The following is a 24,977-nucleotide window of genomic DNA, read 5'->3' on the forward strand; positions in this document are numbered from 1 at the left end:
TTTATTTCTCACTGTCCACTAAACCACGCACAAACGCGCGCTGCATGGCTAACACGATGATTACCGGAGGGATGAGCGTCAGCAGCATGGCGGCCATTACCTGGTTCCACTGCGTAGTGCCTTCACCGGTGGCGATCATGCCTTTGATACCCGCCACCGCAGTGCCCAAATTGACGTCGGTAATAATTAACAACGGCCACAGATACTGGTTCCAGCCGTAGATAAAGGTAATAACAAACAGCGCCGCCAGATTGGTTTTTGACAGCGGTAGAACGATATCGCGGAAAAAACGCATCGGTGATGCGCCGTCAATACGCGCAGCCTCAACCAGCTCATCCGGCAGGGTCATAAAGAACTGGCGGAACAAGAAGGTCGCAGTAGCCGATGCCATCAACGGCAGCGTCAGACCCGCATAGCTGTCGAGCATTTTCAGGTTGGCGATAACCTCCACGGTGGGGAAGATTCGCACCTCAACCGGCAGCATCAGGGTGATAAAAATCATCCAGAAGAACAGGTTGCGCAGCGGAAAACGGAACCAGACGATGGCGAATGCGGAGAGCATGGAGACGGTGATTTTCCCTACCGTAATACTGAACGCCATGATGAAGCTGTTAAGCATCATCAACCAGAACGGCGCGCTGTTGACGCCCACACCGTTGACCCAGATGTATTTCATGTTCTCCAGCAACTGCGTGCCGGGAACCAGCGTCATCGGCGTTTCAAACACCGCTTTGTTGTCCAGCGTCGCCGCGACAAACGCGACGTACAGCGGAAACAGGATCACCATGATCCCCATAATCAACATGGCATGGCTGAATATTGTCAGCCCACGACGGTTCTCAATCATTGGTAACGCACCTTACTTTCCACATAGCGGAACTGCACCACCGTCAAAATAATGACCAGCAACATCAGCACCACCGATTGCGCAGCCGAGGCGGAGAGATCCAGCCCAACAAAGCCTTCGCGATAGATCTTATAAATCAACGTCGTGGTCGCCTGTACCGGTCCACCCGCCGTGGCGGCATCGATCACCGGGAAGGTATCAAAGAAGGCGTAAACCAGATTCACCACCAGCAGAAAGAAGCTGACCGGGGCTATCAGCGGCAGCGCCAGCTTAAAGAAGCGGCGAACCGGCCCTGCACCATCAATCGCGGCGGCTTCGATCAGCGACCGCGGGATAGACTGCAGTGCGGCAAAGAAGAACAGGAAGTTGTAACTAATCTGCTTCCAGACCGACGCGAACACCACCAGAAACATTGCCTGACCGCTGTTTTGCGCATGGTTCCAGTCATAGCCAAACTCACCGAGAAAATGGGTAATCAGCCCGCGACCTGGGTTAAACAGGAAGATCCACAATACGGCGGCGACGGCGGGCGCGACGGCGTATGGCAACAGCATCAGCGTCTGGTAAAAACGGCTGCCGCGCACCACGTAATTCACCAGCGCCGCAAAAAATAACGACACCAGCAGACCGCTTACCGTGACTAACGTACTGAACTTAATGGTGGTCCAGAATGAGTCGAGGTAGTACGGGTCATGAAACAGTGCGACAAAGTTTTCCAGTCCGACAAACTGGCTGGAAAGACCAAACGGATCAACGGATTGTAGCGAGTACCACAACGCTTCACCGGCGGGCCAGATAAAGAAAATAACGGTGATAACCAGCTGCGGAGCCACCAATAAATAGGGAAGCCAACGCGAGCGGAATACCGGACGGGATGAAGACATGTAGGTTCTTTTCCTGGAAGGTGCCGGATGGCGGTGCAAGCACCTTATCCGGCCTACAAACTTGTAGGCCTGATAAGCACAGCGCCATCAGGCACTTATACACTTAAGACTTGGTCGATTGCTCAAAGCGGCGCAGTAACTGATTGCCACGCTCAACGGCGGCATCCAGTGCCTGCTGCGGGGTTTTCTTCCCGGTCCAGACGCTTTCCAGCTCTTCATCCACAATAGTGCGGATCTGCGGCATATTGCCCAAACGCAGCCCTTTGGTGAATGGCAACGGCGGCTTGTTCAGCATCTGGCGGGTGGCGATATCAGCCCCAGGGTTCTTCTCATAGAAGCCCTGTTCACGGGTCAGGTCGTAGGCAGCGGTGGTGATCGGCAGATAGCCGGTCTTCTGGTGCCATTCGGCAGCAATTTCAGGCTTCGCCAGGAAGTTGAGGAACTGCGCCACGCCTTCGTAGGTTGCTTTATCTTTACCCTGCATCACCCACAGGCTGGCCCCACCGATAATCGCATTCTGCGGCGCGCCCTTCACATCGGCATCGTACGGCATCATCCCGACGCCATAATTGAATTTAGCGTAGTGGCGGATGTCCGCCAGCGAACCGGAAGAGGCGGTGGTAATGGCACAATCCCCGTTGTAGAACTTCTCAGTGGATTCGTCCTTACGCCCGAAGTAGCTGAAATCACCTTTTTTGTTCAGCTCTTCCAGCAGAGCGATGTGTTTCACCTGTTCCGGTTTATTGAACTCCAGCACCGCGTCAGTACCGTCAAAGCCATTGTTTTTGGTTGCTACCGGCAGACCGTTCCAGGCGCTGAAGTTTTCAATCTGAATCCATCCCTGCCAGCCGCTGGCGTAACCGCACTTCATGCCTGCGGCTTTCAGCTTCGCGGTGTACTCCGCCAGATCCTGCCAGGTTTTCGGCGGCTGCTCCGGGTCTAAACCGGCTTTTTTGAAGGCATCTTTGTTGTAGTACAGCACCGGAGTGGAGCTGTTAAACGGCTGGGAGAGCAAGTGTCCGCTTTTAGAGTCGGTGTAGTAACCGGAAACGGTCGGTACGAACTGAGACTCATCGAAGTTAATGCCAGCCTCTTTGAATACTTCATAGACCGGTTTAATGGCTTTTGAGGCCATCATGGTTGCCGTGCCCACTTCATAAACCTGCAGCAGCGCAGGCGCGTTTCCGGTACGGAAAGCAGCAATTCCTGCACTCAGGCTCTGCTCATAGTTGCCTTTGTACTGCGGAACAATTTTGTAGTCGGGATTGGCTGCATTAAAACGTTGCGCCAGTGAATCAACTTCTTTACCCAGTTCGCCTTCCATTGAGTGCCAGAACGGGATAGTGGTGACCGCCAGTGCCTGACCTGCAAATGCCAGGCTAAGTGCCAGTCCTAAAGCTGTATGTCGTAACGATATCATCGGTTATCTCTCTTGTTGTGCCGGATGCGCGATATCACGCGTTTTATGCTCGCGGGGGTAACATGACATGCTCGAATGACAGAAAAATAACTTTTTTATTACAAAAAAAAGATAGTAAGGCGACAAACAGATGGCAAGGCGGTGAAAGCGTAGTGACAGGAAAATGCGGGGTGGTGCACAACAAAGCCGGATATCGCTATACCTTCTCCGGCCTGGATGGCGTTATCTGCTGCTCCAGCAAGGAAGATTAATCCCGACGCCAGCGTCGTTCATATTCATTCTGTAAACGCTGCTGCTCTCGCCGCTCACGTTCACGTTGGATATCCGATTTATCATCATCCCAGCCTGGGCATACCGAGCTGGTAAACACTTCGCAGGGCGAGTCGGATTGCGTTAACGGGTTGGCCGGTTTCTCTTCCCAGATAGCGGGATCGCGCGGGTCAAACGCTGGCGGTGTTGAGGCCTGGGTGGTTAGTGAAAGCGTCAAAAACAAACTGCCAATCATCATGCAGGTACCTGAACGAATCATCCTTTCTCCATGTTCATTTTTATTATTGATAACTATTCTCAATAATAACATAGAGCAATAAAAAGGGGCCACAGCAGGCCCCTTGTCTATTCAGAGAATGATTAACCGCCCAGATACGCGCTTCGCACCGCTTCGTTAGCCAGTAGCGCATCACCGGTGTCTTCCAGCACCACATGACCGTTTTCCAGCACGTAGCCGCGATCGGCGAGCTTCAGCGCCTGGTTAGCGTTCTGTTCGACGAGGAAGATGGTCATCCCCTGTTCGCGCAGCTGTTCGATGGTGTTAAAGATCTGCTGGATGATAATCGGCGCCAGACCCAGCGACGGTTCATCAAGCAGCAGCAGCCTCGGCTGGCTCATCAGCGCGCGGCCTATCGCCAGCATCTGTTGTTCACCGCCGGACATCGTTCCCGCACGCTGAATACGACGCTCATGCAGACGGGGAAACAGGTCATACACCCATTTGATGCGTTCCTGAAACTGGTCCTTTTCGGCAAAGAAGCCGCCCATCGCCAGGTTCTCTTCCACCGTCATACGGGAAAACACGCGACGCCCTTCCGGCACAATCGCTACCGCTTCGCGCATGATTTTCGCCGTCTGCCAGTCGGTAATGTCTTTACCATCAAAGACGATTCGCCCGCTGGTCGCTCGCGGGTCGCCACACAATGTGCCGAGCAGCGTGGTTTTTCCCGCGCCGTTGGCACCAATCAGGGTAACGATTTCACCCTGATTGATATACAAGCTGACATCGTGCAGCGCCTGTATCTTGCCGTAGTGGGCGTTGACTTTGTCGAACGATAACATCGCTTTATCCATATTAAGCCTCGCCCCCATTATGCTTCACCTAAATAGGCGCGGATAACATCCGGGTTATTACGAATCTGTTCCGGCGTCCCATTCGCCAGCGGCGTGCCCTGGTTCACCACGTAAATACGGTCGGAAATCCCCATCACCAGCTTCATGTCGTGCTCAATCAACAAAATGGTGGTGTTGTGATGGTTACGCAGTTCAGCAATCAGCTCGTCCAGCTCTTTGGTCTCTTTCGGGTTGAGTCCCGCAGCGGGTTCGTCGAGCATCAGGATTTCCGGCTGGGTCACCATGCAGCGGGCAATTTCCAGACGGCGCTGATCGCCATAGGCCAGGTTACTGGCCTGACGGTTGGCATGCTCCAGCAAGCCAATACGCGCAAGCCAGGTGGCGGCGCGATCCAACGCTTCACTCTGCGCGCGACGGAACGACGGGGTTTTCAACAGGCCGGAGAAGACGCCGGTTTTCAGTTGCTGATGTTGCGCCACCAGCAGGTTTTCAATCACCGTCATTTCGCGAAACAGACGCACGTGCTGGAAAGTACGTACCACGCCCATACGCGCGATTTGCTGACCCGGCAGCCCTTCCAGGTGCTGGTCGCGCAGCTTAATCGTCCCGCCGGTCGGCTTATAAAAACCGGTCAGACAGTTAAAGACCGTGGTTTTCCCCGCACCGTTCGGGCCGATTAACGAAACGATCTCCTGCGGTCGCAGTTCCAGTTCAACGTTGTTTACCGCCAGCAGACCGCCGAAGCGCATCATCAGGCCGTTAACGGATAATAATGGCTGACTCATGCCTGCTCTCCTTTTGCTTCCCCGTTTTTCAGCTTCAACTGTGGACGGGTCATCGGCAACAAGCCCTGCGGACGCCAGATCATCATCAGTACCATTAAACCACCCAGCATTAACATGCTGTATTCGTTGAAATCACGCATCAGCTCGCGTGACACTACCAGCAGGATGGCCGCGAGGATCACCGCGAACTGTGACCCCATTCCGCCCAATACCACAATTGCCAGCACAAAGGCCGACTCGGCAAAGGTGAAGGATTCCGGGCTGACAAACCCCTGGCGCGCGGCAAACAGCGTACCGGCAAAACCGGCAAACGCGGCGCTGATAGTAAAAGCTGTCAGCTTGATGCGCGTAGGGTTTAAGCCCAGAGAACGACAGGCGATTTCATCTTCACGCAGCGCTTCCCACGCACGACCCAGCGGCATACGCAGCAGACGGTTAATAACAAACAGCGAGAAGACCACCAGCAGCAGCGCCACCAGATAGAGGAAAATGACGCGGTCAGACGGATCGTACTTGACGTTAAAGAAGTTGCTGAAGGTATCCCAGCCGCCTTCACGGGCGGTACGGCTGAACTCCAGACCGAAAAAGGTCGGTTTCGGGATCTGGCTAATACCGTTTGGACCGCCGGTTACTTCGGTGTTGTTGAGCAGCAGAATACGGACGATTTCGCCGAAGCCTAAGGTCACAATCGCCAGATAATCACCGCGCAGGCGCAGTACCGGGAAGCCGAGCAGGAAGCCCGCTGCAGCGGAAACCAGCCCTGCCAGCGGCAGGCAGGTCCAGAAGCCGAGTCCGTAATAGTGGTTCAGCAGCGCGAAGGTGTAAGCGCCGATGGCATAGAAGCCGCCGTAGCCCAGCACCAGCAGGCCGGAAAGCCCCACCACCACGTTTAAGCCGAGGCCGAGGATGATATAAATCATCGTCAGCGTGGCGATATCCACCGTTCCGCGCGAAACCATAAACGGCCACGCCACGGCAATCACCAGCAGCGCCACCAGGAACAGCTTCTGTTTAACGGTGGAGCCATCAATCGCCGGCAGAATAAACTTCGGCCCGGAGACGCTCTTCAGGCCTTTCTGGAAGGCTGGACGCAACAGCTGAAAGAGAAAGACCACGCCAGTGCCGATAAACACCCACTGCCAGCGGATATCCGCAGCGGTATCGACTACCAGCTTGGTACCGTCCAGCTCTAACTGAACCCCCATAAAGACGCCCGCCAGGACGAAGAACATAGCGGCAGAGAGCAGCGCCATTGCAAAATGCATCGGTTTCATACTTTCTCTACCTCCGGGCGACCCAGAATACCGGTCGGCATCACCAGCAGCACCAGAATCAGCAGCGCGAATGAAACGACGTCTTTGTATTCAGTACTCAGATAAGCAGAGGAAAGCGCTTCCGCAACGCCCAGAATCAGGCCGCCGATCATCGCCCCAGGAATGCTGCCGATGCCGCCCAGTACCGCCGCGGTAAAGGCCTTCATCCCGGCCATAAAGCCGATGTATGGGTTAATTACGCCATAGAACTGACCGAGCAGCACGCCCGCTACCGCCGCCATTGCCGCACCAATCACAAAGGTCAACGCAATCACGCGATCGGTATTGATGCCGAGCAGGCTGGCCATCTTCAGGTCTTCTGCACAGGCACGGCAGGCGCGGCCCATACGGGAGTAACGGATAAACAGCGTCAGCGCCAGCATCGCCAGGAAGGTTACGATCCAGATAACCAACTGCATGGTGGTGATGGAAGCAGAGAAGTTATCGCTACTGCCGACAGTCCACTGGCCATTAAACAGGCTGGGCAGCGCCACGTCGCGCGAACCTTCCGTCAGGCTGACGTAGTTTTGCAGGAAGATGGACATCCCGATAGCGGAAATCAGCGCGATCAGGCGCTTGGAGCTGCGCACGGGCCGATACGCCACGCGTTCAATGCTCCAGCCGTAGGCGCTGGCAATCACAATTGCGCCGACGAAGCCCGCCGCGACCAGTAGCCAGCTGGAATCGATGCCCATCATCATTAGCGCTGCGATGATCATAAAGGAGACATAGCTGCCGATCATATACACCTCGCCGTGGGCGAAGTTGATCATGCCGATAATGCCGTACACCATCGTGTAACCGATGGCGATCAGCGCGTAGGTGCTTCCCAGCGTGACGCCGTTAAACATCTGCTGCAAGAAATAGAGGAACTGCTCGGACATAAGGTAACCTTTTTAAACCCGCCCGTTTTGCACGGGCGGTGGGATAACTCGTCTTCAGGTATTACTTCGCGACGGTCGAAGAACCGTCTGCATGCCACTGGAAGACACCAAACTCAAATCCCTTCAAATCGCCTTTTTCGTCCCATTTCAGCGGCCCAATCACGGTATCAGCCCCGTGTGCTTTCAGATCTTTCACCAGGTCCAACGGCTCTTTGCTACCGCTGCGATCCATTGCTGTCGCCAATGACTGGACGGCTGCATAAGTGATCCACACGTATGGTCCGGTTGGATCTTTCTTGTCAGCTTTGAGCGCATCGACGATAGCCTTATTCGCCGGATCCTGGTCATAGCGTTTTGGCATGGTTACCAGCATGCCTTCAGCAGCATCACCGGCGATGTTAGACAGCGACGCATTGCCGACGCCCTCAGGTCCCATAAACTGGGTTTTCAGCCCGACGGAACGCGCCTGGCGCAGCATTTGCCCCATTTCCGGGTAGTAGCCGCCGTAATAAACAAAGTCGATATTTTCTTTTTTCAGGCGAGCGATCAGCGCAGAAAAATCTTTTTCCCCGGCGGTGATACCGTCAAAGAAAACGATGTTGGCTTTGCCCGCTTTCAGGCTGTCCTGCACCGAACGCGCCAGGCCTTCACCGTATTGCTGTTTATCGTGAATGATGGCGATACGCTGTGGCTTCACCTTCTCCAGAATGTATTTCGCGGCGGTCGGCCCCTGAGAGGAGTCCAGGCCCGCTGTACGCATAATGTGAGCGTAACCGCGCTGGGTCAGTTCCGGGTTTGTGGCACCCGGAGAAATCATCAGAATGCCTTCATCTTCATAGATATCTGATGCGGGCTGCGTGGAAGATGAGCACAGATGACCAATAACGTACTGAATGCCGTCATTGACGATTTTGTTCGCTACCGCAACGGCCTGTTTCGGATCGCAGGCGTCGTCATATTCCACAGCAACCAGTTTGTCGCCTTTGACCCCGCCTTTGGCATTGATATCTTTAATGGCCTGACGTGCGCCATTAAATTCCATATCGCCCCACTGCGCGACCGGACCTGACATCGCGCCGACAACAGCGACCTTGATATCTTCCGCCATGACCGCGTGTGACATTGCCAGTGCTATCACCCCTGCGATGATTGTTTTCGCATTCCGTTTCATTACCTGAATCCCCATTCGTGACGTAATTAATATTTTGTATTTATGTGGTTAAAAAGCAGTCTGTGCTTTTTTTGAACTGCACTATTTTTACCAGTCTCATTAATGGTTTAGCGCAGTTTTTTAAGCAAAATCAGGCTAAAATCTCTATTTTTCAGTCGATTAAGAAAAGATAATATTCTGCTTTTCACTATAGATAAACAAAAAAAAGCACGTTTGTCAGCATAAAATAACGGTACAAAGAGCCGAATAAAATGCTGCATCCCAGGGTATTATTCTGCCTATTTTTCAATCTCTACGGTTTCAAACTGTCATTACCGTTGTTACAAAATTATTAATCTGGTTATTCACATAAAAAAGAGAAAGCATCCGGGCGAATTATTTCGGTACACTCATTCCATCTTTTGTGATTTGGACATGCTGTTAATGAAGCTGACCATCGTTCGTTTAGATAACTTTAGCGACCAGGACCAGATTGATCTGGGCAAAATCTGGCCGGAATATTCCGCCTCATCGTTAAGCGTAGATGAAACGCACCGGATCTACGCCGCACGCTTTAACGAGCGTCTGTTAGGCGCAGTTCGCGTAACCCTGAGCGGCACGCAAGGTGCATTAGATTCATTGCGCGTACGCGATATCACCCGCCGTCGCGGCGTCGGGCAGTATTTGATCGAAGAAGTCATCCGGGAAAACCCTGATGTGAGTTCATGGTGGATGGCCGACGTCGGCGTTGAAGACCGCAGCGTGATGGCCGCGTTTATGCAAGCGTTAGGGTTTACAGCCCAGGAGAATGGCTGGGAAAAAAGATAAAAAAGCCGGATGGCGCTGACGCTTATCCGGCCTACATGCTGGGAGAAAAAATAAAAAACAGCCTCGCAATTTTCCAAGAATTTCACGTTGCAGGAAGGCGGCAAGTTATGAAGTCCCCGGGAGATTACATAAGTAAGTGACCGGGGTTGAATAACGTAGCCAACGCATCTGCAGCGCGAAAGGCGCCAGGAAAATTATTTGGCGTCGGTCGCCGTCCCGTTTGCATGCCAGTCAAACACGCCGAATTCGAAGCCTTTCAGATCGCCCTTCGCATCCCATGACAGCGGCCCCATGACGGTTTCCACTGAGTTTGCTTTCAGGTATTTGGCAATTTCAGCCGGGTCGTCAGACTGGTTCAGACCGGCCTGCAAGGATTGCAGCGCGGCGTAGGTGGTCCATACGAATGCACCGCTCGGATCTTGTTTCTTGGCTTTGATCGCGTCCACAATCGGTTTGTTCGCCGGAACCTGATCGTAGTTCTTCGGTTTCGTTACCAGTAAGCCTTCTGCAGACTCACCCGCGATGTTAGACAGCGACACGTTCGCTACCCCTTCAGGTCCCATAAACTGGGTTTTCAGACCCGCAGCGCGTGCCTGGCGCAGAATCTGCCCCATTTCCGGGTGGTAACCACCGTAGTAAACGAAATCGATATTCTCTTTCTTCAGACGCGCCACCAGCGTAGAGAAATCTTTCTCGCCAGCGGTGATCCCGTCGAAGAACACCACGTCAGCGTTGGCTTTCTTGAGGTTGTCCTGCACGGAACGCGCCAGGCCTTCACCGTACTGTTGTTTGTCGTGAACGATCGCAATGCGCTTCGGCTTCACTTTTTCAACGATATATTTGGCAGCGGTTGGGCCCTGATCGGAATCCAGACCGGTGGTACGCATCACCAGGTTATAACCGCGCGCGGTCAGCTCCGGCGCCGTTGCCGCTGGGGTGATCATCAGAATGCCTTCGTCTTCATAGATATCTGACGCAGGCTGAGTGGAAGACGAGCACAGGTGGCCGATAACATATTTAATCCCGTCGTTGACCACTTTGTTAGCTACCGCTACCGCTTGTTTCGGGTCACAGGCATCGTCATATTTCACCATGACCAGTTTGTCGCCTTTCACCCCGCCTTTGGCGTTGATATCTGCAATCGCCTGCTCTGCGCCAGTAAATTCCTGATCGCCATACTGCGCTACCGGACCGGACATCGCGCCGACGACGGCAACTTTAATATCCTTAGCAAACGCCATATTGCTCAAAGACAGGGCGATACATCCTGCCAATAACGCTTTACCCTTCATATTCATCCTGACAATCCCCATTATTGTGGTTATTACGTGTGTTGTGATGTTGTTGTTCAGCACTTTATTTCGATTATTGGATAGCCACCCGTGCTTTAGCAGCATACTCTGCTAAAACATACCCGATTTTTATTATTTTGGAATAGCTAAATTTGACATGCAGATAACAACTTGATGACAAAAAGCTTAAACGTCAGGAGAGAGGGGGAGAGATAAAAACAAAAAACCCCGGATTTTCATCCAGGGTTTATCAGCATTTCCAGATCGGCTGGAAGAATTACGCTTCGATCGCCGCACGCAGTTTTTTCATGGCGTTCTTTTCAAGCTGACGAACACGTTCAGCGGAAACACCGTAGCGATCGGCCAGTTCCTGCAACGTCGACTTGTTGTCTTCGTCCAGCCAACGGGCACGAATGATATCCTGGCTGCGCTCGTCCAGGCCTTCCATTGCGTGGGTCAGTTTATTCGCGGCCTGATCTTCCCAGTTATCTTCTTCAATGCCGTCGGCAAAGTTAGAAGATTTATCCTGCAGATACAGCACCGGGGCCATCGGCTGGCTGTCAGACTCATCGTCTGAAGACATGTCAAACGTCATGTCCTGTGCCGCCATACGGGATTCCATTTCGCGCACGTCTTTGCTGGAAACACCCAGCTCGCGAGCAACCATTTCAACTTCGTCCTGGTTAAACCAGCCCAAACGCTGCTTGGTTTTACGCAGGTTAAAGAACAGCTTACGCTGTGCTTTGGTGGTCGCGACTTTAACGATACGCCAGTTACGCAGAACGTATTCGTGGATCTCAGCTTTGATCCAATGCACGGCGAAAGAAACCAGGCGCACACCCACTTCCGGGTTGAAACGGCGCACGGCTTTCATCAGGCCGATATTACCTTCCTGAATCAGATCCGCCTGCGGCAGGCCATAGCCCGCATAATTACGAGCAACATGAACAACAAAGCGCAGGTGAGACAGGATCAGCGTTTTAGCTGCTTCCAGATCGCCCTGGTAATGCAGCTTTTCAGCCAGTGCCCGCTCCTCGTCAGCCGACAACATCGGCCACGCGTTCGCAGCCCGGATGTAAGATTCCAGGTTACCAACAGGGGCTAAAGCTAAATTTTGCATTTCTTTGGTCATTCAAATCCTCTCAATCTTTTCATCTGGCGCATTGGCTAAAAACTAATTAACAAAAACCAGTAGCAACAACCATGCCAGAGCTTATGAGCAACGAGAATATCATTCAATCTTTTATCAGACAGTGATTTTATCCACAAGTTCCATGTCGTAATGTGTATAGATTACGCACAAAATGTGACATCACAATGAATACGCCGGGAAGAGATCACAGGGACTCTTTCCCTGCAGAGCGAACTACTCAGTGCAGGGAAAGATTATACCAGAGATTTTTTAATCGGGGGTAAAGTGGCGTAAATGTTGAACCGTGGCAAGCCAGGCTGCCACCCAGCCAATCATTGAGCACACCAGCAGCAATAACAGGCACTCATCGAATGATAAGCCATTGATATCAAACTTAGTTCCAAATACCTGTGCCACCTCAGTCACCGCTGACGACAGACGCATCACCAAAATTTCTGACAAAATCAGTGAAAGAAATGCACCGGAAAAACCGAGCAGTGCACCGCCGTAGAGGAACGGACGCAGGATAAATCCATCCGTCGCGCCAATCAGTTTTTGCACGTTAATGGTATCGCGACGCGCAAAAATACTCAGCCGCACGCTGTTACCGATGACGAGGAAGACCGCCGCCACCATCAGCACGCCGATCATCGCGGAAACGCGTCCGACAAGGCCCGTCAGCGCCGCCAGGCGAGCGAACCAGCTGTCATCCATTCGCACTTCATCAATACCGTTGATTTGTGCGATGCGGTCACGCAGCGTGTTCAGCGACTCCGTACCCTGAAAGTCCAGTTTCGGGATAACAACCGCCACGGCCGGAAGCGGGTTCTCTTCAAGCATATCCAGCGCGCCGCCAAAGCCAGACCAGTTACGGAATTCGCCCAGCGCGTCGTCACGGGAAAGATAATTCACTTTCTCCACGCCCTGTTCGGCCTGCAACTGACCAACCACCCGCGCCGCCGCATCATCATCCAGCGTTTTTTGCAGATAAACGGTGATCTGCGGAGACGGATAATACTGGCTTGCCGCATGGTTTACGTTCTTATAAACCATGTAGCACACGCTTGGCAGCGTCAGGGAGATGGCAATGACCATCACCGTCAGAAACGTCGCCAGCGGCTTGCTTTTCAGGTCCTGTAACGCGCCCTGAAACGCATAACGTACCTGCTCGTTAAAGACATTGGTTTTACGCGAATTCGGCTTTGGCGCGGCTTTCGCACGCTTTGGCGCGTTGCGACCGCCGTCACCCGACGCACCGCCCGATTTACGAAAGCGATCCAGTCGGCCACCGAACTGTTTGATTTGGTTAATAGCGTCACGTCTATTCATGCGCCAGGCCTCCATGCAGATGTCCATCGCTCAGAACCATTTGGCGATAGGAGCGACGGGAGATCAGGCCAATATCGTGCGTGGCCATTAATACCGTGACCCCGACGCGGTTAAACTCTTCGAACAGGCGAAGGATCCCTTCTGACAGCGCGTCATCCAGGTTCCCCGTTGGTTCATCCGCCAGCAGCACCGCAGGTTTGTTCACCACCGCGCGGGCGATGCCGACGCGTTGTTGTTCACCGCCGGAGAGCTGAATCGGGAAGTTTTTCGCTTTGTCCAACAGTCCGACCTTATCCAGCGCCGCTGACACGCGACGACGAATATCGTCCCCGCTGGCACCCGCGATGATCAGCGGGATTGCCACGTTGTCAAACACGGTTCTGTCCATCAACAGGTGGTGATCCTGAAAAATCATGCCAATCTGACGACGCAGAAACGGCACTTCACGGTTTTTCAAACGGCTGATGTCATGCCCGCTAAAGTAGATTTTCCCGGCGCTGGGCCGTTCAATTCCACAAATCAGCTTCAGCAGGGTACTTTTCCCCGCGCCGGAGTGGCCGGTCAGAAACGCCATCTCGCCAGGCTGCATATGGAAGGTCACTCCCTGCAGCGCTTGTCTCCCACCGAGATAGGCCTTGCTGACATGTTCAAAGCGAATCATTGTTAATCCTCTCGGGCAAAAAGTGCCTCTATAAAATCGTCCGCTTTAAACGGACGTAAATCCTCGATACGTTCGCCCACACCGATATAGCGGATAGGGATGCCAAACTGATCGGCAACCGAGAAGATAACCCCGCCCTTCGCCGTACCGTCCAGCTTGGTCAGGGTGATACCGGTTAAGCCCACCGCTTCATGGAACAGTTTGGCCTGGCTTATCGCATTCTGCCCGGTGCTGGCGTCGATAGTCAGCATAACTTCATGCGGCGCATCTTCGTCCAGCTTCTTCATGACGCGAACGATTTTTTTCAATTCTTCCATCAGGTGCGATTTATTCTGCAAACGCCCTGCGGTATCCGCGATCAGCACGTCTACGTTACGCGCCTTCGCCGCCTGGATGGCATCAAAGATAACGGACGCGGAATCTGCACCGGTATGCTGAGCAATCACCGGGATATTGTTACGCTGACCCCAGACCTGCAGCTGTTCTACCGCCGCCGCACGGAAAGTATCGCCCGCCGCCAGCATTACCGATTTACCCTGCTGCTCAAACTGACGCGCCAGCTTACCGATAGTGGTGGTTTTGCCCACACCGTTGACGCCTACCATTAAGATAACAAATGGTGTTTTGCCATCAACATTCAGCGGTTCGTCAACCTTCGCCAGAATCTCGCCCATCTCTTCTTTCAGCAGACCGTACAGCGCTTCCGCATCTTTGAGCTGCTTGCGACTTGCGCCTTCCGTTAGATTCGCAATGATCTTGCGGGTCGTTTCTACGCCCACATCGGCGATCAGCAGCTGCTCTTCCAGCTCTTCAAACAGATCATCGTCGATTTTTTTACCACGGAACAGACTGATAAATCCGGAACCGAGGTTTTCTTTTGTTTTCAGCAGGCTGCGTTTCAGACGCGCAAAGAAACCTTCTTTGGTTGGTTTTTCCTGCTCCTGGACCACCTCTTCTTCTACCGGTTCTTCTACAGCAGGTTCTTCTGCCGGCACCACCATAACCGCTTCTTCAGCAGCCTCAGCGGCCAGCGCCTGTGCTTCCAGCTCTTCGTCGGTCAGCTGCGGTTCGTTTTCAGCTTCTTCTTCAGCCGCCTCAACGATTTCCACGGTTTCCGCTTCGGCCTGCCACTCTTCGGCAGTAACTTCTTCGGTTTTCACCTCTTCCGGCAGCGGCAATTCTTCGCGTTCGATAACCACCGCAGCTGGCGTTTCCACTACAGTTTCAGCAACGGATTCAGCAACCGGCTCAATCTCCGGCTGCGCTTGTTCGGCGACAGGTTCTTCTTCCGGCTGCAGTTTTTCGATTTCCGCAACCTGTTCAGTTACTTCAACGACTTCAGCTGCAAAGGCTTGCGTTTCAGCCTCGCTACGGGTTTCCTCGACGTGCGGCTGTTCGTCAACGACGGTAGTTTCTTCAGCAACCGGTTGTTGTTCTTCATTTTTTACTTCTGTCTCGTTTTCCGGTGCCTGCTCTTTTTGACCAAAGCCCAGCCAGGAAAAAAAGCCACGTTTTTTCTCTTTCGCCATTTGCGACTACACTCCCCCGCTGTTGCTTCATGGCACAGCGTCAACGCTATGTACATAGCAGCTAAAAAAATGATGAAATAGTCTATCACTTAACTTAACTCACATCACCGCCTGGAATGACATGCTATAGGCGGATTGAGCAATAATAGAAATGAAAAAACCGAATCACTCTGGTAGCGGCCAGATCCGCATTATTGGCGGGCAATGGCGTGGCCGTAAACTCCCGGTTCCGGACAGCCCCGGCTTACGTCCGACCACCGACCGTGTGCGCGAAACATTGTTTAACTGGCTGGCCCCGGTAATGGTCGATGCTCACTGTCTGGACTGCTTCGCCGGCAGCGGCGCGCTGGGGCTGGAAGCCCTCTCTCGCTATGCGGCAAATGCGACGCTTCTGGAGATGGATCGCGCGGTATCTCAGCAGCTACAAAAGAATCTCGCCACGCTAAAAGCCTCCCATGCCCGCGTCGTCAATACCAATACGCTGACATTTTTGGCTCAGGCAGGTACGCCGCATAACGTGGTATTTGTTGACCCGCCGTTTCGCAAAGGATTACTGGAAGAAACATTAACTCTTCTGGAAACTCATGGCTGGCTGGCAAATGAAGCGTATATTTACGTTGAAAGCGAAGTAGAAAACGGCTTACCGCCGGTTCCGGTGAACTGGTCGCTATACCGTGAGAAAGTCGCCGGACAGGTCGCCTATCGCCTGTACCAACGTGAAGCACGAGGAGAGCACGATGCTGATTAACCTGGGACGCCTGCTGATGCTGTGCGTCTGGGCATTTTTACTACTGAATATTTTCCAACCCTTTCCACGCCCGCTTAACATCTTCGTTAACGTCGCACTGATATTTATGGTGCTGATGCATGGCATGCAGCTGGCGCTGCTAAAAAGCACCATGCCTAAAGATGGCCCGCAGATGACCAACGGAGAGAAAATCCGTATTTTTCTGTTCGGCGTCTTTGAGCTACTGGTGTGGCAGAAGAAGATTAAAGATCAGTTGAAGAAGTAGCTGTGATCTTTTCGCCCGGCGGCACGTTGCGGGCCGGGGCGAAAAATCTGTAGGCCGGATAAGGCGTAAGCCGCCATCCGGCATCAGTCAGATGACACCTTAGCGTTCAAGCGTAAAATCAACAAATCGCGAACCTTTGTAACTCAGCGTGCCTTTATCCCCGACCGTTAACGCGTGGTACTGCTGCGCATCAAGACGAAACGTCTGCTCCATCCCCCCGTTTTGTGGCTTAAAGCTGGCTTCATAGCGCATGCTGGTACCTGCCGGGCTCACTTCCTGCTGGCGGGATCGCCGATCGTTAAGCGGTTTTTCCCGTTTGTTACTTACCACCACCTGCTTTTGCATCAGCGGTGCCGTATCATTATCGGCTTTTTCTCGCCGCTGCTGAACAAAGCGAAACGACGCAGCGATAACGATTAAGACAATGATAACAATGAAAAAAAGTGGTGGCTTGCTCATATTATTAACCCATCAGAAAATGCGGAAATAAGCATACATCGCCTGTTATGGTGTTGTCATCTGGCTGTGTCGACCTCTACACTGGACAGTAGAGCCGTGAGCACCCCGCTTACGAAAAAATAACGAATTCAAGGAACTAAGATGCTTTGGTCGTTTATCGCTGTCTGTCTTTCCGCATGGTTGTTCGTGGATGCTTCCTATCGTGGACCTGCCTGGCAACGCTGGGTCTTTAAGCCCCTGACGTTACTCCTGCTGGCACTGCTGGCCTGGCAGGCGCCAATGTTTAACGCTATCAGCTATCTGGTGCTGGCTGGCCTGCTTGCCTCGCTGCTGGGCGATGCGCTGACGCTGTTACCGCGCCAACGCCTGCTGTACGCCGTGGGAGCATTCTTCCTGTCGCATCTGCTGTATACCATTTACTTCGCCAGCCAAATGACGCTGTCGTTCTTCTGGCCTTTGCCGTTGGTGCTGGTAGTGCTGGGGGCGTTGCTGATCGCCGTGATCTGGACGCGTCTGGAAGAGCTGCGTGTCGCTATCTGCACCTTCATCGGCATCACGCTGATGATGGTCTGGATGGCCGGTGAGCTGTGGTTCTTTCGACCGACCGCCCCGGCGCTGTCGGCATTTATGGGCGCATCCCTCCTGTTCATCGGCAACATTGTCTGGCTGGGTAGCCATTACCGTCGCCGCTTCCGCGCCGATAACGCCATTGCCGCCGCCTGCTACTTCGCCGGGCATTTCCTGATTGTTCGTTCGTTGTATCTTTAAAACGCTTGACTCTGGAGTCGACTCCAGAGTGTATCCTCCGGTTAATACGAAATGATTATCAACCGGAGGATGCCATGTCGACACCCGATACCCGTGGCAAAAAAGTCCCACAATTCTCTTCTTTCAAGCCAGCGCCTGCGCCACAAAAGGTGGATGACTGCTGCTGCGAAGGAAGCTGCTCCACAACACCAACCGTATCCGATACCGTAATAGGTACCCGCTATTCCTGGAAAGTGGCGGGCATGGACTGTGCAGCTTGCGCCCGCAAAGTAGAGAATGCAGTCCGCCAGGTCAGCGGCGTCAACCAGGTCCAGGTTCTGTTCGCCACTGAAAAACTGGTGGTCGATGCCGGTTCCGATATCCGCCAGCAAGTTGAAAACGCGGTGCAAAAAGCAGGCTATACCCTGCGCGATGAGCACGCGACGGACGCCGCCCCCGAGTCACGTTTTAAAGAAAACCTGCCGCTGATTTCGCTGATTATCATGATGGCGATTAGCTGGGGGCTGGAGCAGTTCAATCACCCCTTCGGTCAGATAGCGTTTATCGCCACCACGCTGGTCGGCCTGTATCCCATTGCCCGTCAGGCCCTGCGTCTGATGAAAACCGGCAGCTACTTTGCCATTGAAACGTTGATGAGCGTCGCCGCCATTGGCGCACTGTTTATCGGCGCGACGGCGGAAGCCGCTATGGTGCTGCTGCTGTTTTTAATTGGCGAGCGTCTGGAAGGTTGGGCCGCCAGCCGCGCCCGTAAAGGTGTCAGCGCACTGATGGCGCTCAAACCGGAAACCGCCACACGCCTGCGTAACGGCGAGCGCGAAGAGGTGGCTATCAATACCCTCCGCCCTGGCGATGTTATTGAAGTTGCCGCGGGTGGGCGTTTACCTGCCGATGGCAAACTGGTCTCCGGCTTTGCCAGCTTTGATGAGAGCGCCCTGACCGGCGAATCGATCCCGGTTGAACGCGCCACCGGCGAGAAAGTCCCGGCGGGTGCCACCAGCGTGGATCGTCTGGTAACGCTGGAAGTGCTCTCAGAACCGGGTGCCAGCGCCATTGACCGTATTCTGAAGCTAATTGAAGAAGCGGAAGAACGCCGCGCTCCCATTGAGCGCTTTATTGACCGTTTCAGCCGGATTTACACTCCAGCCATTATGGCGGTTGCGCTGCTGGTCACCCTCGTACCGCCACTGCTGTTTGCCGCATCCTGGCAGGAGTGGATTTATAAAGGGCTGACGCTGCTGCTGATTGGCTGCCCTTGTGCATTGGTGATTTCAACGCCCGCAGCCATTACCTCTGGTCTGGCCGCCGCGGCGCGTCGTGGGGCGTTAATCAAAGGCGGGGCCGCGCTGGAACAGTTAGGTAGAGTTACGCAGGTGGCGTTTGATAAAACCGGCACCCTGACCGTCGGTAAACCACGCGTCACGGCGATTCATCCGGCAAGCGGTATTGGTGAGGCTGAACTGCTGGCACTGGCGGCAGCGGTAGAGCAAGGCGCGACGCACCCGCTGGCACAAGCAATTGTTCGGGAAGCGCAAACGCGCGAACTGACTATTCCTGTCGCAAAAGAGCAACGGGCGCTGGTTGGCTCTGGAATTGAAGCGCTGGTCGACGGCGAGCGCGTGCTAATTTGCGCCGCAGGCAAACAGCCTGCCGACGCCTTTGCCGGACAGATTAGCGAGCTGGAAAGCGCGGGCCAAACGGTGGTGCTGGTGCTACGTAACAATGCCGTTCTCGGCGTGCTGGCCCTACAGGACACGCTGCGCGATGACGCTCGCAGCGCCATCAGCGAGCTTAATCAGATTGGCGTGAAAGGCGTGATCCTGACCGGCGATAACCCGCGTGCGGCGGCCGCCATTGCCGGTGAACTGGGCCTCGAATTCAAAGCGGGACTCTTGCCGGAAGATAAGGTGCAGGCCGTTACCCATCTTAACCAACAGTCGCCGCTGGCGATGGTGGGCGACGGCATCAACGACGCCCCGGCAATGAAAGCGGCTACCATCGGCATTGCGATGGGAAGCGGGACCGACGTCGCGCTGGAAACCGCCGATGCAGCCCTGACCCACAACCGCCTGCGTGGTCTGGTGCAAATGATTCAGCTGGCGCGGGCTACCCATGCCAATATTCGCCAGAACATTGCGATTGCGCTGGGTCTGAAAGGGATTTTCCTCGTCACCACGCTGCTCGGGATAACCGGATTGTGGCTGGCGGTGCTGGCGGATACGGGGGCAACGGTGCTGGTGACCGCGAACGCGCTGCGGTTGTTGCGTAAAGGGTAGTGCCTGTTTCTCGCCTGATGGCGCTTCGCTTATCAGGCCTACAGGTTACTCAGTCTTTATAGGCCGGAGAAGCGTTAGCGCCATCCGGCATAACAAGATTACTGGCCTTTGCGCACCAGATAGCGGTACGGCAGCGAGTCGGTCTCTTTGGCCACCAACTCATGTTCCATAAAGGTACAGAAGCCAGGAATATCGCGGGTTGTTGCCGGATCGTCGGCGACAATCAGCAGCGTTTCACCGGCCTGCATGCCGCGTACGGTTTTACGCACCATCATTACCGGTTCCGGGCAGCGCAGCCCCTGGGCATCAAGAGTATGGTCGGGGGAAGTAAACAGGTCGCTCATCGTCGTCTCATTCATACAAAAACGGCGTTATTTTACGCTCTGTTGTGGCGTAAGCCAATCAGGTTAACGATTGCGTGAAAAACAACCATTGCAATGTGCTCTTAAAGCAGTATCATGCGACGGTTTTTTATTGGGTTCCCTCACCCCATCCAACAAAAAGGTCACAATATGACTCCGTTTACACAAACTCAGCGCGTAAAAGCGTTGTTCTGGCTATCGCTATTTCATCTACTGGTGATCACCTCCAGCAACTATCTGGTGCAGCTTCCAATCTCCATTTTTGGTTTCCATACCACATGGGGCGCGTTTAGCTTTCCGTTTATTTTCCTCGCGACCGACCTGACCGTGCGTATTTTTGGCGCGCCGCTGGCTCGACGTATCATCTTTGCGGTTATGATCCCCGCGCTGCTGATCTCCTATGTCGTTTCATCACTGTTCTATATGGGATCGTGGCAAGGATTCGGCGCACTGCTGCACTTTAATCTGTTTGTCGCCCGTATCGCCGCTGCCAGCTTTATGGCTTACGCGCTGGGACAAATTCTGGATGTGCATGTCTTTAACCGCCTGCGTCAGAACCGTCGCTGGTGGCTGGCACCGACGGCGTCCACGCTGTTTGGCAATATCAGCGATACGTTGGCCTTCTTCTTTATCGCCTTCTGGCGCAGCCCGGATGCCTTTATGGCCGAGCACTGGATGGAAATCGCACTGGTCGATTACTGCTTCAAAGTGCTGATCAGCATTATTTTCTTCCTGCCAATGTATGGCGTGCTGCTGAATATGTTACTGAAAAGGCTGGCAGATAAATCTGAAATCTCTGCATTGCAGACGAGTTAAAGGTTCATTTTCCGAGTTGTGATAAGATGGACGAATGAGCCGTTATGGCCGTTTATCGAAAGGAAGAAGTCAATGCGCAATCTGGTTAAATATGTCGGTATTGGCCTGCTGGTTATGGGGCTTGCGGCCTGTGATAATAGCGATACAAAAGCGCCAGCCGAGGGTGCTGCCGCAGAAAGTAACGCCACCGGACAACCGGTCAGCCTGCTGGACGGCAAACTCAGTTTTTCCCTGCCAGCTGATATGACCGATCAGAGCGGCAAGCTAGGCACCCAGGCGAACAATATGCACGTATATTCTGACGCAACCGGCCAGAAAGCGGTGATTGTGATTGTTGGCGACAACACCAACGAAGATCTGGCTGTGCTGGCAAAACGTCTGGAAGATCAGCAGCGTAGCCGTGACCCTCAGCTGCAGGTCGTCACCAATAAATCTATTGAGTTGAAAGGCCACACGCTGCAGCAGTTAGACAGCATCATCTCGGCCAAAGGCCAGACCGCATACTCTTCCGTGGTGTTGGGTAAAGTGGACAACCAACTGCTGACGCTGCAAATCACGCTGCCTGCTGACGATCAGCAAAAAGCGCAGACTACCGCAGAAAACATCATTAACACGCTGGTTATCCAGTAACGGTTAAGACGATGACGCGGCCTCCGGTGACACCACCTGAGGCCGTTTTTTTAACCGCCAGGTCAGCAATAACGCCACCGCTACCAGCCCTGCCGCCGCCAGATAGATAACCGGCACACCCGCCCACGTCATGACCAGCCCGGCCAGCGGCCCGGTAACCCCCAGCGATAAATCCATAAACACCGTGTAGGTTGCCAGCGCAGCGCCCTGATTTTGCTGAGGAACGGCTTTTACCGCCACCACGCCCAGCGCCGGGAAAACCAGTGAGAACCCAGCCCCGGCCAGCAGAACGCCGATTTTCGCCATCCACGGCATCGAAGCCATCCCGACCAGTAACAGCCCGACAATCTCGACGCTAAAGCAGATCATCGCCACATTCAGCCCGCCTAAGCGGTTGATACCATTTGGGAACAACAAACGAGTACCGACAAACGTGCAGCTAAAAAGCGTCAGCGCGAATGCGGCGCCATCCCAGCCTTTGGCATCATAGAACAAGGTAATGAAGGTAGCGATTACCCCAAATCCAGCGGAGGCCAGGGCCAGCGCCATGCCGTACAACCAGACGCGCCCAAGCACCGCGCGAAATGGCAACGGTTTGCCTTTGCTGGCCTTCACCGCCGGACGAGGGAGCGCCAGCAGGATTGCCAACAGCGCCACGCCCATCACGGTCAGCGCCAGCCCCTGTAAGCCACCCCAGGCATAAAACAGAACACCCAGCGGCGCGCCTATCGCCATCGCGCCATAGGTCACGATGCCATTCCAGGAAATCACCCGTCCGATGTGCATTGAGCCAACCACCCCCACGCCCCACAGCGTAGAGCCGGTCCCGGCAAAGCTTTGCCCGATCCCGAGAATCACGCGCCCCAGACATAGCAGCAGCAAACTGGCCAACGGCCAGCCGTTCGTTGATCCCGCCAGTAAATAGCCCAGGCCACTTAAAAAGCAGCCACACAGCCCAAATACCACAATTTTCTTTGGCCCTAGCAGATCGGCATAGCGACCGGCATGCGGACGGCTCAGCAGCGTAGCGAAATATTGCAGGCTGATGACCAGCCCAGCCCAGAAAGCGCTAAATCCCATTACATCATGGACGTAGCCAGGCAACACCGCGAGCGGCAGGCCGATGGTCAGGTAGCTGGCGAAGTTAAACATCACCACAGAAACAATACGCAGGTTCAGGCGTAAACCGCTAAGCGTCGGTTCAGCGACGGGTTCGGGCATGGAGGGTCACCACGTTTTCACAACAGTGTTTCATTTCTACCATGTTGCAGAGCAGAAATCAGTAGCCAGTTTAGGAATATCAGTCGCAAGCCAGCCGCTACACTTAATGCAAAAACGCAAACAGGAAGAAGACATGATAACCACCCAGCCCGATAAAACGGGTTTGCACATTTTGCTCAAACTGGCCGCTCTGGTGGTGATCCTCGCAGGTATCCATGCTGCGGCGGATATCATTGTGCAGCTGCTGCTGGCCCTCTTTTTTGCCATTGTATTGAATCCACTTGTCACCTGGTTTATCCGCCGGGGAGTCGGTCGCCCAATCGCTATTACCTTAGTCGTGGTGGTGATGCTGATCGTTCTTACGGCGTTGGTTGGCGTGCTGGCGTCATCAATCACTGAATTCATGGACCTGCTGCCAAAATACAATAAGGAGCTAACGCGCAAGGTTCTGTATTTGCAAGAGATGGTGCCTTTTCTGAATCTGCATATGTCCCCGGAGCGCATGCTGCAACGCATGGACTCTGACAAGCTGATGACCTTCACAACCACGCTGATGACGAGTCTTTCTGGTGCCATGGCCAGCGTCTTTCTGCTGGTGATGACGGTAGTTTTTATGCTGTTTGAAGTGCGTCATGTCCCCTATAAGATGCGTTTTGCGTTGAATAATCCGCAAATCCACATTGCGGGGCTACATCGGGCGCTGAAGGGCGTGTCACACTATCTGGCGCTGAAAACGCTGCTCAGCTTATGGACCGGTGCCATAATCTGGCTGGGACTGGCACTGATGGGGATTCAGTTTGCTCTGATGTGGGGTGTACTGGCATTCCTGTTGAACTACGTGCCCAACATTGGCTCGGTCATTTCCGCCGTCCCGCCCATGATCCAGGCACTGCTATTTAATGGCATTTACGAATGCGTGCTGGTTGGCGCACTGTTTCTGGTGGTGCATATGGTGATTGGCAACATTCTCGAACCCCGAATGATGGGGCATCGGCTGGGATTATCGACGCTAATCGTCTTCCTCTCTCTGTTGGTATGGGGATGGCTGCTCGGTCCGGTCGGCATGTTGCTCTCCGTGCCGTTAACCAGCGTATGTAAAATCTGGATGGAAACGACCACAGGCGGCAGCAAACTGGCCATTTTGCTGGGGCCAGGCAGACCCAAAAGTCGGCTTCCCTGAAAAACTACCAACCGAGGTAGTTTTTATATTTTTATATGACCGTTAAAATGACGCCAACGTAGTTATATATAGAAGCTTATCTTAAATAAAGAGTGAAAGGGATTTCATTCTTTATAAAGAAAATACATAAGCCAAGATGATGGTTTCTTTGCCAAAACGCATAAAAAAAATGAATCCCCCCAAAGCATTTAACGTAAACTATCTACTTATCTTTAAAGGTTATTTTATTTGATACATTTTCTCTAAAAATCTATACTTCTCGCCAATGATGATGCTGAAAAATTTCCGTTGAAGAAAGTCCTGGGGTATTACTATCCGGTCATCTCATTACCTTGCTACCAATCATATGAAATAAAATGCTAATTTAGCTTAAATATAATCATAGGCAATACAAGGTGCCCATGATTTCGGAGTTTATTATTTAACACGTATAAACGGTACTTTGATAGGGAGCTTTAATGAAACAGTATATTAAGTGGTTTGCGGCCATTGCCGTTGTCGGTGCTCTGGCGGGTTGCGCACGTACTGCGCCGATTGATCAAGTTCACACCAGTGTGAGCGCGGGACATACTCAGGACCAGGTTAAAACCGCGATCCTGAAAGCCGGCATTCAACGCCAATGGGTCATGTCTGAAGCCGGACCAGGTGTTATTAAAGCTCGCCAACAAACCCGCGATCATGTGGCTGAAGTCCGTATCACATATACCGCCACCAGCTATGACATCAAATACGACAGCAGCCTCAACCTGCAGGCCTCTGGTGGAAAAATTCACAAAAACTATAACCGCTGGGTACGCAATCTGGATAAAGACATCCAGCTTAATCTGTCAGCCGGTGCCAATCTGTAATTATGCCTA

Annotated in this window: 26 protein-coding genes and 1 pseudogene; 10 read left to right on the forward strand and 17 right to left on the reverse strand. The window is 53.4% G+C overall.

What is annotated here, in order from left to right; all coding sequences use genetic code 11:
* Nucleotide 1 precedes the first annotated feature (1 nt).
* The 9 genes from ugpE to livK form a co-directional block, all read right to left on the reverse strand.
* Nucleotides 2-847: a sn-glycerol-3-phosphate ABC transporter permease UgpE gene (gene ugpE / locus OGY37_RS19865; RefSeq protein ID WP_003023450.1), complete on the reverse strand. Its 846-nt coding sequence runs from the start codon at nucleotides 845-847 to the stop codon at nucleotides 2-4.
* A complete protein-coding gene (gene ugpA, locus OGY37_RS19870; RefSeq protein WP_126956409.1) occupies nucleotides 844-1,731 on the reverse strand; it encodes a sn-glycerol-3-phosphate ABC transporter permease UgpA in 888 nt (295 codons plus the stop codon). The genes ugpE and ugpA overlap by 4 nt, the downstream gene beginning before the upstream one ends.
* Before the next feature lie 103 nt (nucleotides 1,732-1,834).
* Nucleotides 1,835-3,151 carry a sn-glycerol-3-phosphate ABC transporter substrate-binding protein UgpB gene (gene ugpB, locus OGY37_RS19875; protein ID WP_003827583.1) on the reverse strand — a complete coding sequence of 439 codons (1,317 nt, stop codon included), beginning with the start codon at nucleotides 3,149-3,151 and terminating at the stop codon, nucleotides 1,835-1,837.
* Between the two features lie 247 nt (nucleotides 3,152-3,398).
* Complete coding sequence (locus OGY37_RS19880) at nucleotides 3,399-3,680, reverse strand: hypothetical protein (RefSeq protein WP_286621664.1); 282 nt, start codon at nucleotides 3,678-3,680, stop codon at nucleotides 3,399-3,401.
* A gap of 101 nt (nucleotides 3,681-3,781) precedes the next feature.
* Complete coding sequence (gene livF, locus OGY37_RS19885) at nucleotides 3,782-4,495, reverse strand: high-affinity branched-chain amino acid ABC transporter ATP-binding protein LivF (RefSeq protein ID WP_003827581.1); 714 nt, start codon at nucleotides 4,493-4,495, stop codon at nucleotides 3,782-3,784.
* Nucleotides 4,496-4,512: 17 nt separating this feature from the next.
* Entirely contained in the window at nucleotides 4,513-5,280 is a 768-nt protein-coding gene (gene livG, locus OGY37_RS19890; protein WP_003827578.1) for a high-affinity branched-chain amino acid ABC transporter ATP-binding protein LivG, read from the reverse strand.
* Complete coding sequence (livM, locus tag OGY37_RS19895) at nucleotides 5,277-6,554, reverse strand: branched chain amino acid ABC transporter permease LivM (RefSeq protein ID WP_048215381.1); 1,278 nt, start codon at nucleotides 6,552-6,554, stop codon at nucleotides 5,277-5,279. Before livM ends, livG begins: the two co-directional genes overlap by 4 nt.
* Nucleotides 6,551-7,477 (reverse strand): high-affinity branched-chain amino acid ABC transporter permease LivH, encoded by a 927-nt coding sequence (livH, locus tag OGY37_RS19900; protein WP_003827575.1) that lies wholly within the window; start codon nucleotides 7,475-7,477, stop codon nucleotides 6,551-6,553. The genes livM and livH overlap by 4 nt, the downstream gene beginning before the upstream one ends.
* A 61-nt stretch (nucleotides 7,478-7,538) precedes the next feature.
* Complete coding sequence (gene livK, locus OGY37_RS19905) at nucleotides 7,539-8,648, reverse strand: high-affinity branched-chain amino acid ABC transporter substrate-binding protein LivK (RefSeq protein ID WP_003023433.1); 1,110 nt, start codon at nucleotides 8,646-8,648, stop codon at nucleotides 7,539-7,541.
* A gap of 423 nt (nucleotides 8,649-9,071) precedes the next feature.
* Here livK and panM point away from each other — a divergent pair, with 423 nt between their 5' ends.
* A complete protein-coding gene (panM, locus tag OGY37_RS19910) occupies nucleotides 9,072-9,455 on the forward strand; it encodes an aspartate 1-decarboxylase autocleavage activator PanM (RefSeq protein ID WP_003827573.1) in 384 nt (127 codons plus the stop codon).
* Nucleotides 9,440-9,566 (forward strand): annotated as a pseudogene (locus OGY37_RS19915) (hypothetical protein). Before panM ends, OGY37_RS19915 begins: the two are co-directional and overlap by 16 nt.
* Nucleotides 9,567-9,649: 83 nt before the next feature.
* Here the strand turns inward: OGY37_RS19915 and livJ are convergent.
* The 5 genes from livJ to ftsY all read right to left on the reverse strand — a co-directional run bounded on the left by livJ (nucleotide 9,650) and on the right by ftsY (nucleotide 15,398).
* A complete protein-coding gene (gene livJ / locus OGY37_RS19920) occupies nucleotides 9,650-10,753 on the reverse strand; it encodes a branched chain amino acid ABC transporter substrate-binding protein LivJ (protein WP_139153507.1) in 1,104 nt (367 codons plus the stop codon).
* A gap of 271 nt (nucleotides 10,754-11,024) precedes the next feature.
* The gene (gene rpoH, locus OGY37_RS19925; protein WP_003023425.1) at nucleotides 11,025-11,879 is read right to left on the reverse strand and encodes an RNA polymerase sigma factor RpoH; all 855 of its coding nucleotides are present in this window, start codon (nucleotides 11,877-11,879) and stop codon (nucleotides 11,025-11,027) included.
* 270 nt (nucleotides 11,880-12,149) lie between these two features.
* Complete coding sequence (gene ftsX / locus OGY37_RS19930) at nucleotides 12,150-13,208, reverse strand: permease-like cell division protein FtsX (protein ID WP_003827568.1); 1,059 nt, start codon at nucleotides 13,206-13,208, stop codon at nucleotides 12,150-12,152.
* Entirely contained in the window at nucleotides 13,201-13,869 is a 669-nt protein-coding gene (ftsE, locus tag OGY37_RS19935; RefSeq protein WP_003023420.1) for a cell division ATP-binding protein FtsE, read from the reverse strand. Before ftsE ends, ftsX begins: the two co-directional genes overlap by 8 nt.
* Nucleotides 13,870-13,871: 2 nt before the next feature.
* Nucleotides 13,872-15,398 (reverse strand): signal recognition particle-docking protein FtsY, encoded by a 1,527-nt coding sequence (gene ftsY, locus OGY37_RS19940; protein ID WP_286621667.1) that lies wholly within the window; start codon nucleotides 15,396-15,398, stop codon nucleotides 13,872-13,874.
* A 151-nt stretch (nucleotides 15,399-15,549) separates the two neighbouring features.
* Between ftsY and rsmD the strand changes: the two genes are divergently transcribed.
* Nucleotides 15,550-16,146, forward strand: coding sequence for a 16S rRNA (guanine(966)-N(2))-methyltransferase (rsmD, locus tag OGY37_RS19945; RefSeq protein ID WP_003827565.1), 597 nt, complete (start codon nucleotides 15,550-15,552; stop codon nucleotides 16,144-16,146).
* Nucleotides 16,136-16,411, forward strand: a complete 276-nt coding sequence (locus OGY37_RS19950) for a DUF1145 family protein (RefSeq protein WP_003023415.1) — start codon at nucleotides 16,136-16,138, stop codon at nucleotides 16,409-16,411. The genes rsmD and OGY37_RS19950 overlap by 11 nt, the downstream gene beginning before the upstream one ends.
* A 99-nt stretch (nucleotides 16,412-16,510) precedes the next feature.
* On the opposite strand, the gene OGY37_RS19955 is transcribed toward OGY37_RS19950, so the two are convergent.
* Nucleotides 16,511-16,870, reverse strand: a complete 360-nt coding sequence (locus OGY37_RS19955) for a DUF2500 domain-containing protein (RefSeq protein WP_003827560.1) — start codon at nucleotides 16,868-16,870, stop codon at nucleotides 16,511-16,513.
* 141 nt (nucleotides 16,871-17,011) lie between these two features.
* On the opposite strand from OGY37_RS19955, the gene OGY37_RS19960 reads away from it, so the two are divergent.
* On the forward strand, nucleotides 17,012-17,638 hold the full coding sequence (locus OGY37_RS19960) for a lysoplasmalogenase (RefSeq protein ID WP_003827558.1): 627 nt from the start codon (nucleotides 17,012-17,014) through the stop codon (nucleotides 17,636-17,638).
* 74 nt (nucleotides 17,639-17,712) lie between these two features.
* A complete protein-coding gene (gene zntA / locus OGY37_RS19965) occupies nucleotides 17,713-19,911 on the forward strand; it encodes a Zn(II)/Cd(II)/Pb(II) translocating P-type ATPase ZntA (protein ID WP_286621670.1) in 2,199 nt (732 codons plus the stop codon).
* 98 nt (nucleotides 19,912-20,009) lie between these two features.
* Here zntA and tusA read toward each other — a convergent pair whose 3' ends face one another.
* Entirely contained in the window at nucleotides 20,010-20,255 is a 246-nt protein-coding gene (tusA, locus tag OGY37_RS19970) for a sulfurtransferase TusA (RefSeq protein ID WP_003827551.1), read from the reverse strand.
* A 168-nt stretch (nucleotides 20,256-20,423) separates the two neighbouring features.
* Between tusA and OGY37_RS19975 the strand changes: the two genes are divergently transcribed.
* Complete coding sequence (locus OGY37_RS19975) at nucleotides 20,424-21,089, forward strand: 7-cyano-7-deazaguanine/7-aminomethyl-7-deazaguanine transporter (RefSeq protein WP_003827549.1); 666 nt, start codon at nucleotides 20,424-20,426, stop codon at nucleotides 21,087-21,089.
* 72 nt (nucleotides 21,090-21,161) lie between these two features.
* Complete coding sequence (locus tag OGY37_RS19980) at nucleotides 21,162-21,719, forward strand: DcrB family lipoprotein (RefSeq protein WP_003827547.1); 558 nt, start codon at nucleotides 21,162-21,164, stop codon at nucleotides 21,717-21,719.
* A gap of 3 nt (nucleotides 21,720-21,722) precedes the next feature.
* Here the strand turns inward: OGY37_RS19980 and OGY37_RS19985 are convergent, their stop codons facing one another.
* Nucleotides 21,723-22,940 carry an MFS transporter gene (locus OGY37_RS19985; protein WP_003827545.1) on the reverse strand — a complete coding sequence of 406 codons (1,218 nt, stop codon included), beginning with the start codon at nucleotides 22,938-22,940 and terminating at the stop codon, nucleotides 21,723-21,725.
* A gap of 133 nt (nucleotides 22,941-23,073) precedes the next feature.
* Between OGY37_RS19985 and OGY37_RS19990 the strand changes: the two genes are divergently transcribed.
* Complete coding sequence (locus OGY37_RS19990; protein ID WP_003827543.1) at nucleotides 23,074-24,120, forward strand: AI-2E family transporter; 1,047 nt, start codon at nucleotides 23,074-23,076, stop codon at nucleotides 24,118-24,120.
* A 470-nt stretch (nucleotides 24,121-24,590) separates the two neighbouring features.
* Nucleotides 24,591-24,968: a hypothetical protein gene (locus OGY37_RS19995; RefSeq protein ID WP_122973906.1), complete on the forward strand. Its 378-nt coding sequence runs from the start codon at nucleotides 24,591-24,593 to the stop codon at nucleotides 24,966-24,968.
* Nucleotides 24,969-24,977: the final 9 nt, after the last annotated feature.

Source organism: Citrobacter sp. Cpo030 (assembly GCF_030333005.1).
GTDB classification, from domain to species: domain Bacteria; phylum Pseudomonadota; class Gammaproteobacteria; order Enterobacterales; family Enterobacteriaceae; genus Citrobacter; species Citrobacter portucalensis.

Coding starts and splice junctions, on each gene's coding strand:
- ugpE (WP_003023450.1), bottom strand. CDS start 847: ATGATTGAGAACCGTCGTGGGCTGACAATATTCAGCCATGCCATGTTG.
- ugpA (WP_126956409.1), bottom strand. CDS start 1,731: ATGTCTTCATCCCGTCCGGTATTCCGCTCGCGTTGGCTTCCCTATTTA.
- ugpB (WP_003827583.1), bottom strand. CDS start 3,151: ATGATATCGTTACGACATACAGCTTTAGGACTGGCACTTAGCCTGGCA.
- OGY37_RS19880 (WP_286621664.1), bottom strand. CDS start 3,680: ATGATTCGTTCAGGTACCTGCATGATGATTGGCAGTTTGTTTTTGACG.
- livF (WP_003827581.1), bottom strand. CDS start 4,495: ATGGATAAAGCGATGTTATCGTTCGACAAAGTCAACGCCCACTACGGC.
- livG (WP_003827578.1), bottom strand. CDS start 5,280: ATGAGTCAGCCATTATTATCCGTTAACGGCCTGATGATGCGCTTCGGC.
- livM (WP_048215381.1), bottom strand. CDS start 6,554: ATGAAACCGATGCATTTTGCAATGGCGCTGCTCTCTGCCGCTATGTTC.
- livH (WP_003827575.1), bottom strand. CDS start 7,477: ATGTCCGAGCAGTTCCTCTATTTCTTGCAGCAGATGTTTAACGGCGTC.
- livK (WP_003023433.1), bottom strand. CDS start 8,648: ATGAAACGGAATGCGAAAACAATCATCGCAGGGGTGATAGCACTGGCA.
- panM (WP_003827573.1), top strand. CDS start 9,072: ATGAAGCTGACCATCGTTCGTTTAGATAACTTTAGCGACCAGGACCAG.
- livJ (WP_139153507.1), bottom strand. CDS start 10,753: ATGAATATGAAGGGTAAAGCGTTATTGGCAGGATGTATCGCCCTGTCT.
- rpoH (WP_003023425.1), bottom strand. CDS start 11,879: ATGACCAAAGAAATGCAAAATTTAGCTTTAGCCCCTGTTGGTAACCTG.
- ftsX (WP_003827568.1), bottom strand. CDS start 13,208: ATGAATAGACGTGACGCTATTAACCAAATCAAACAGTTCGGTGGCCGA.
- ftsE (WP_003023420.1), bottom strand. CDS start 13,869: ATGATTCGCTTTGAACATGTCAGCAAGGCCTATCTCGGTGGGAGACAA.
- ftsY (WP_286621667.1), bottom strand. CDS start 15,398: ATGGCGAAAGAGAAAAAACGTGGCTTTTTTTCCTGGCTGGGCTTTGGT.
- rsmD (WP_003827565.1), top strand. CDS start 15,550: ATGAAAAAACCGAATCACTCTGGTAGCGGCCAGATCCGCATTATTGGC.
- OGY37_RS19950 (WP_003023415.1), top strand. CDS start 16,136: ATGCTGATTAACCTGGGACGCCTGCTGATGCTGTGCGTCTGGGCATTT.
- OGY37_RS19955 (WP_003827560.1), bottom strand. CDS start 16,870: ATGAGCAAGCCACCACTTTTTTTCATTGTTATCATTGTCTTAATCGTT.
- OGY37_RS19960 (WP_003827558.1), top strand. CDS start 17,012: ATGCTTTGGTCGTTTATCGCTGTCTGTCTTTCCGCATGGTTGTTCGTG.
- zntA (WP_286621670.1), top strand. CDS start 17,713: ATGTCGACACCCGATACCCGTGGCAAAAAAGTCCCACAATTCTCTTCT.
- tusA (WP_003827551.1), bottom strand. CDS start 20,255: ATGAGCGACCTGTTTACTTCCCCCGACCATACTCTTGATGCCCAGGGG.
- OGY37_RS19975 (WP_003827549.1), top strand. CDS start 20,424: ATGACTCCGTTTACACAAACTCAGCGCGTAAAAGCGTTGTTCTGGCTA.
- OGY37_RS19980 (WP_003827547.1), top strand. CDS start 21,162: ATGCGCAATCTGGTTAAATATGTCGGTATTGGCCTGCTGGTTATGGGG.
- OGY37_RS19985 (WP_003827545.1), bottom strand. CDS start 22,940: ATGCCCGAACCCGTCGCTGAACCGACGCTTAGCGGTTTACGCCTGAAC.
- OGY37_RS19990 (WP_003827543.1), top strand. CDS start 23,074: ATGATAACCACCCAGCCCGATAAAACGGGTTTGCACATTTTGCTCAAA.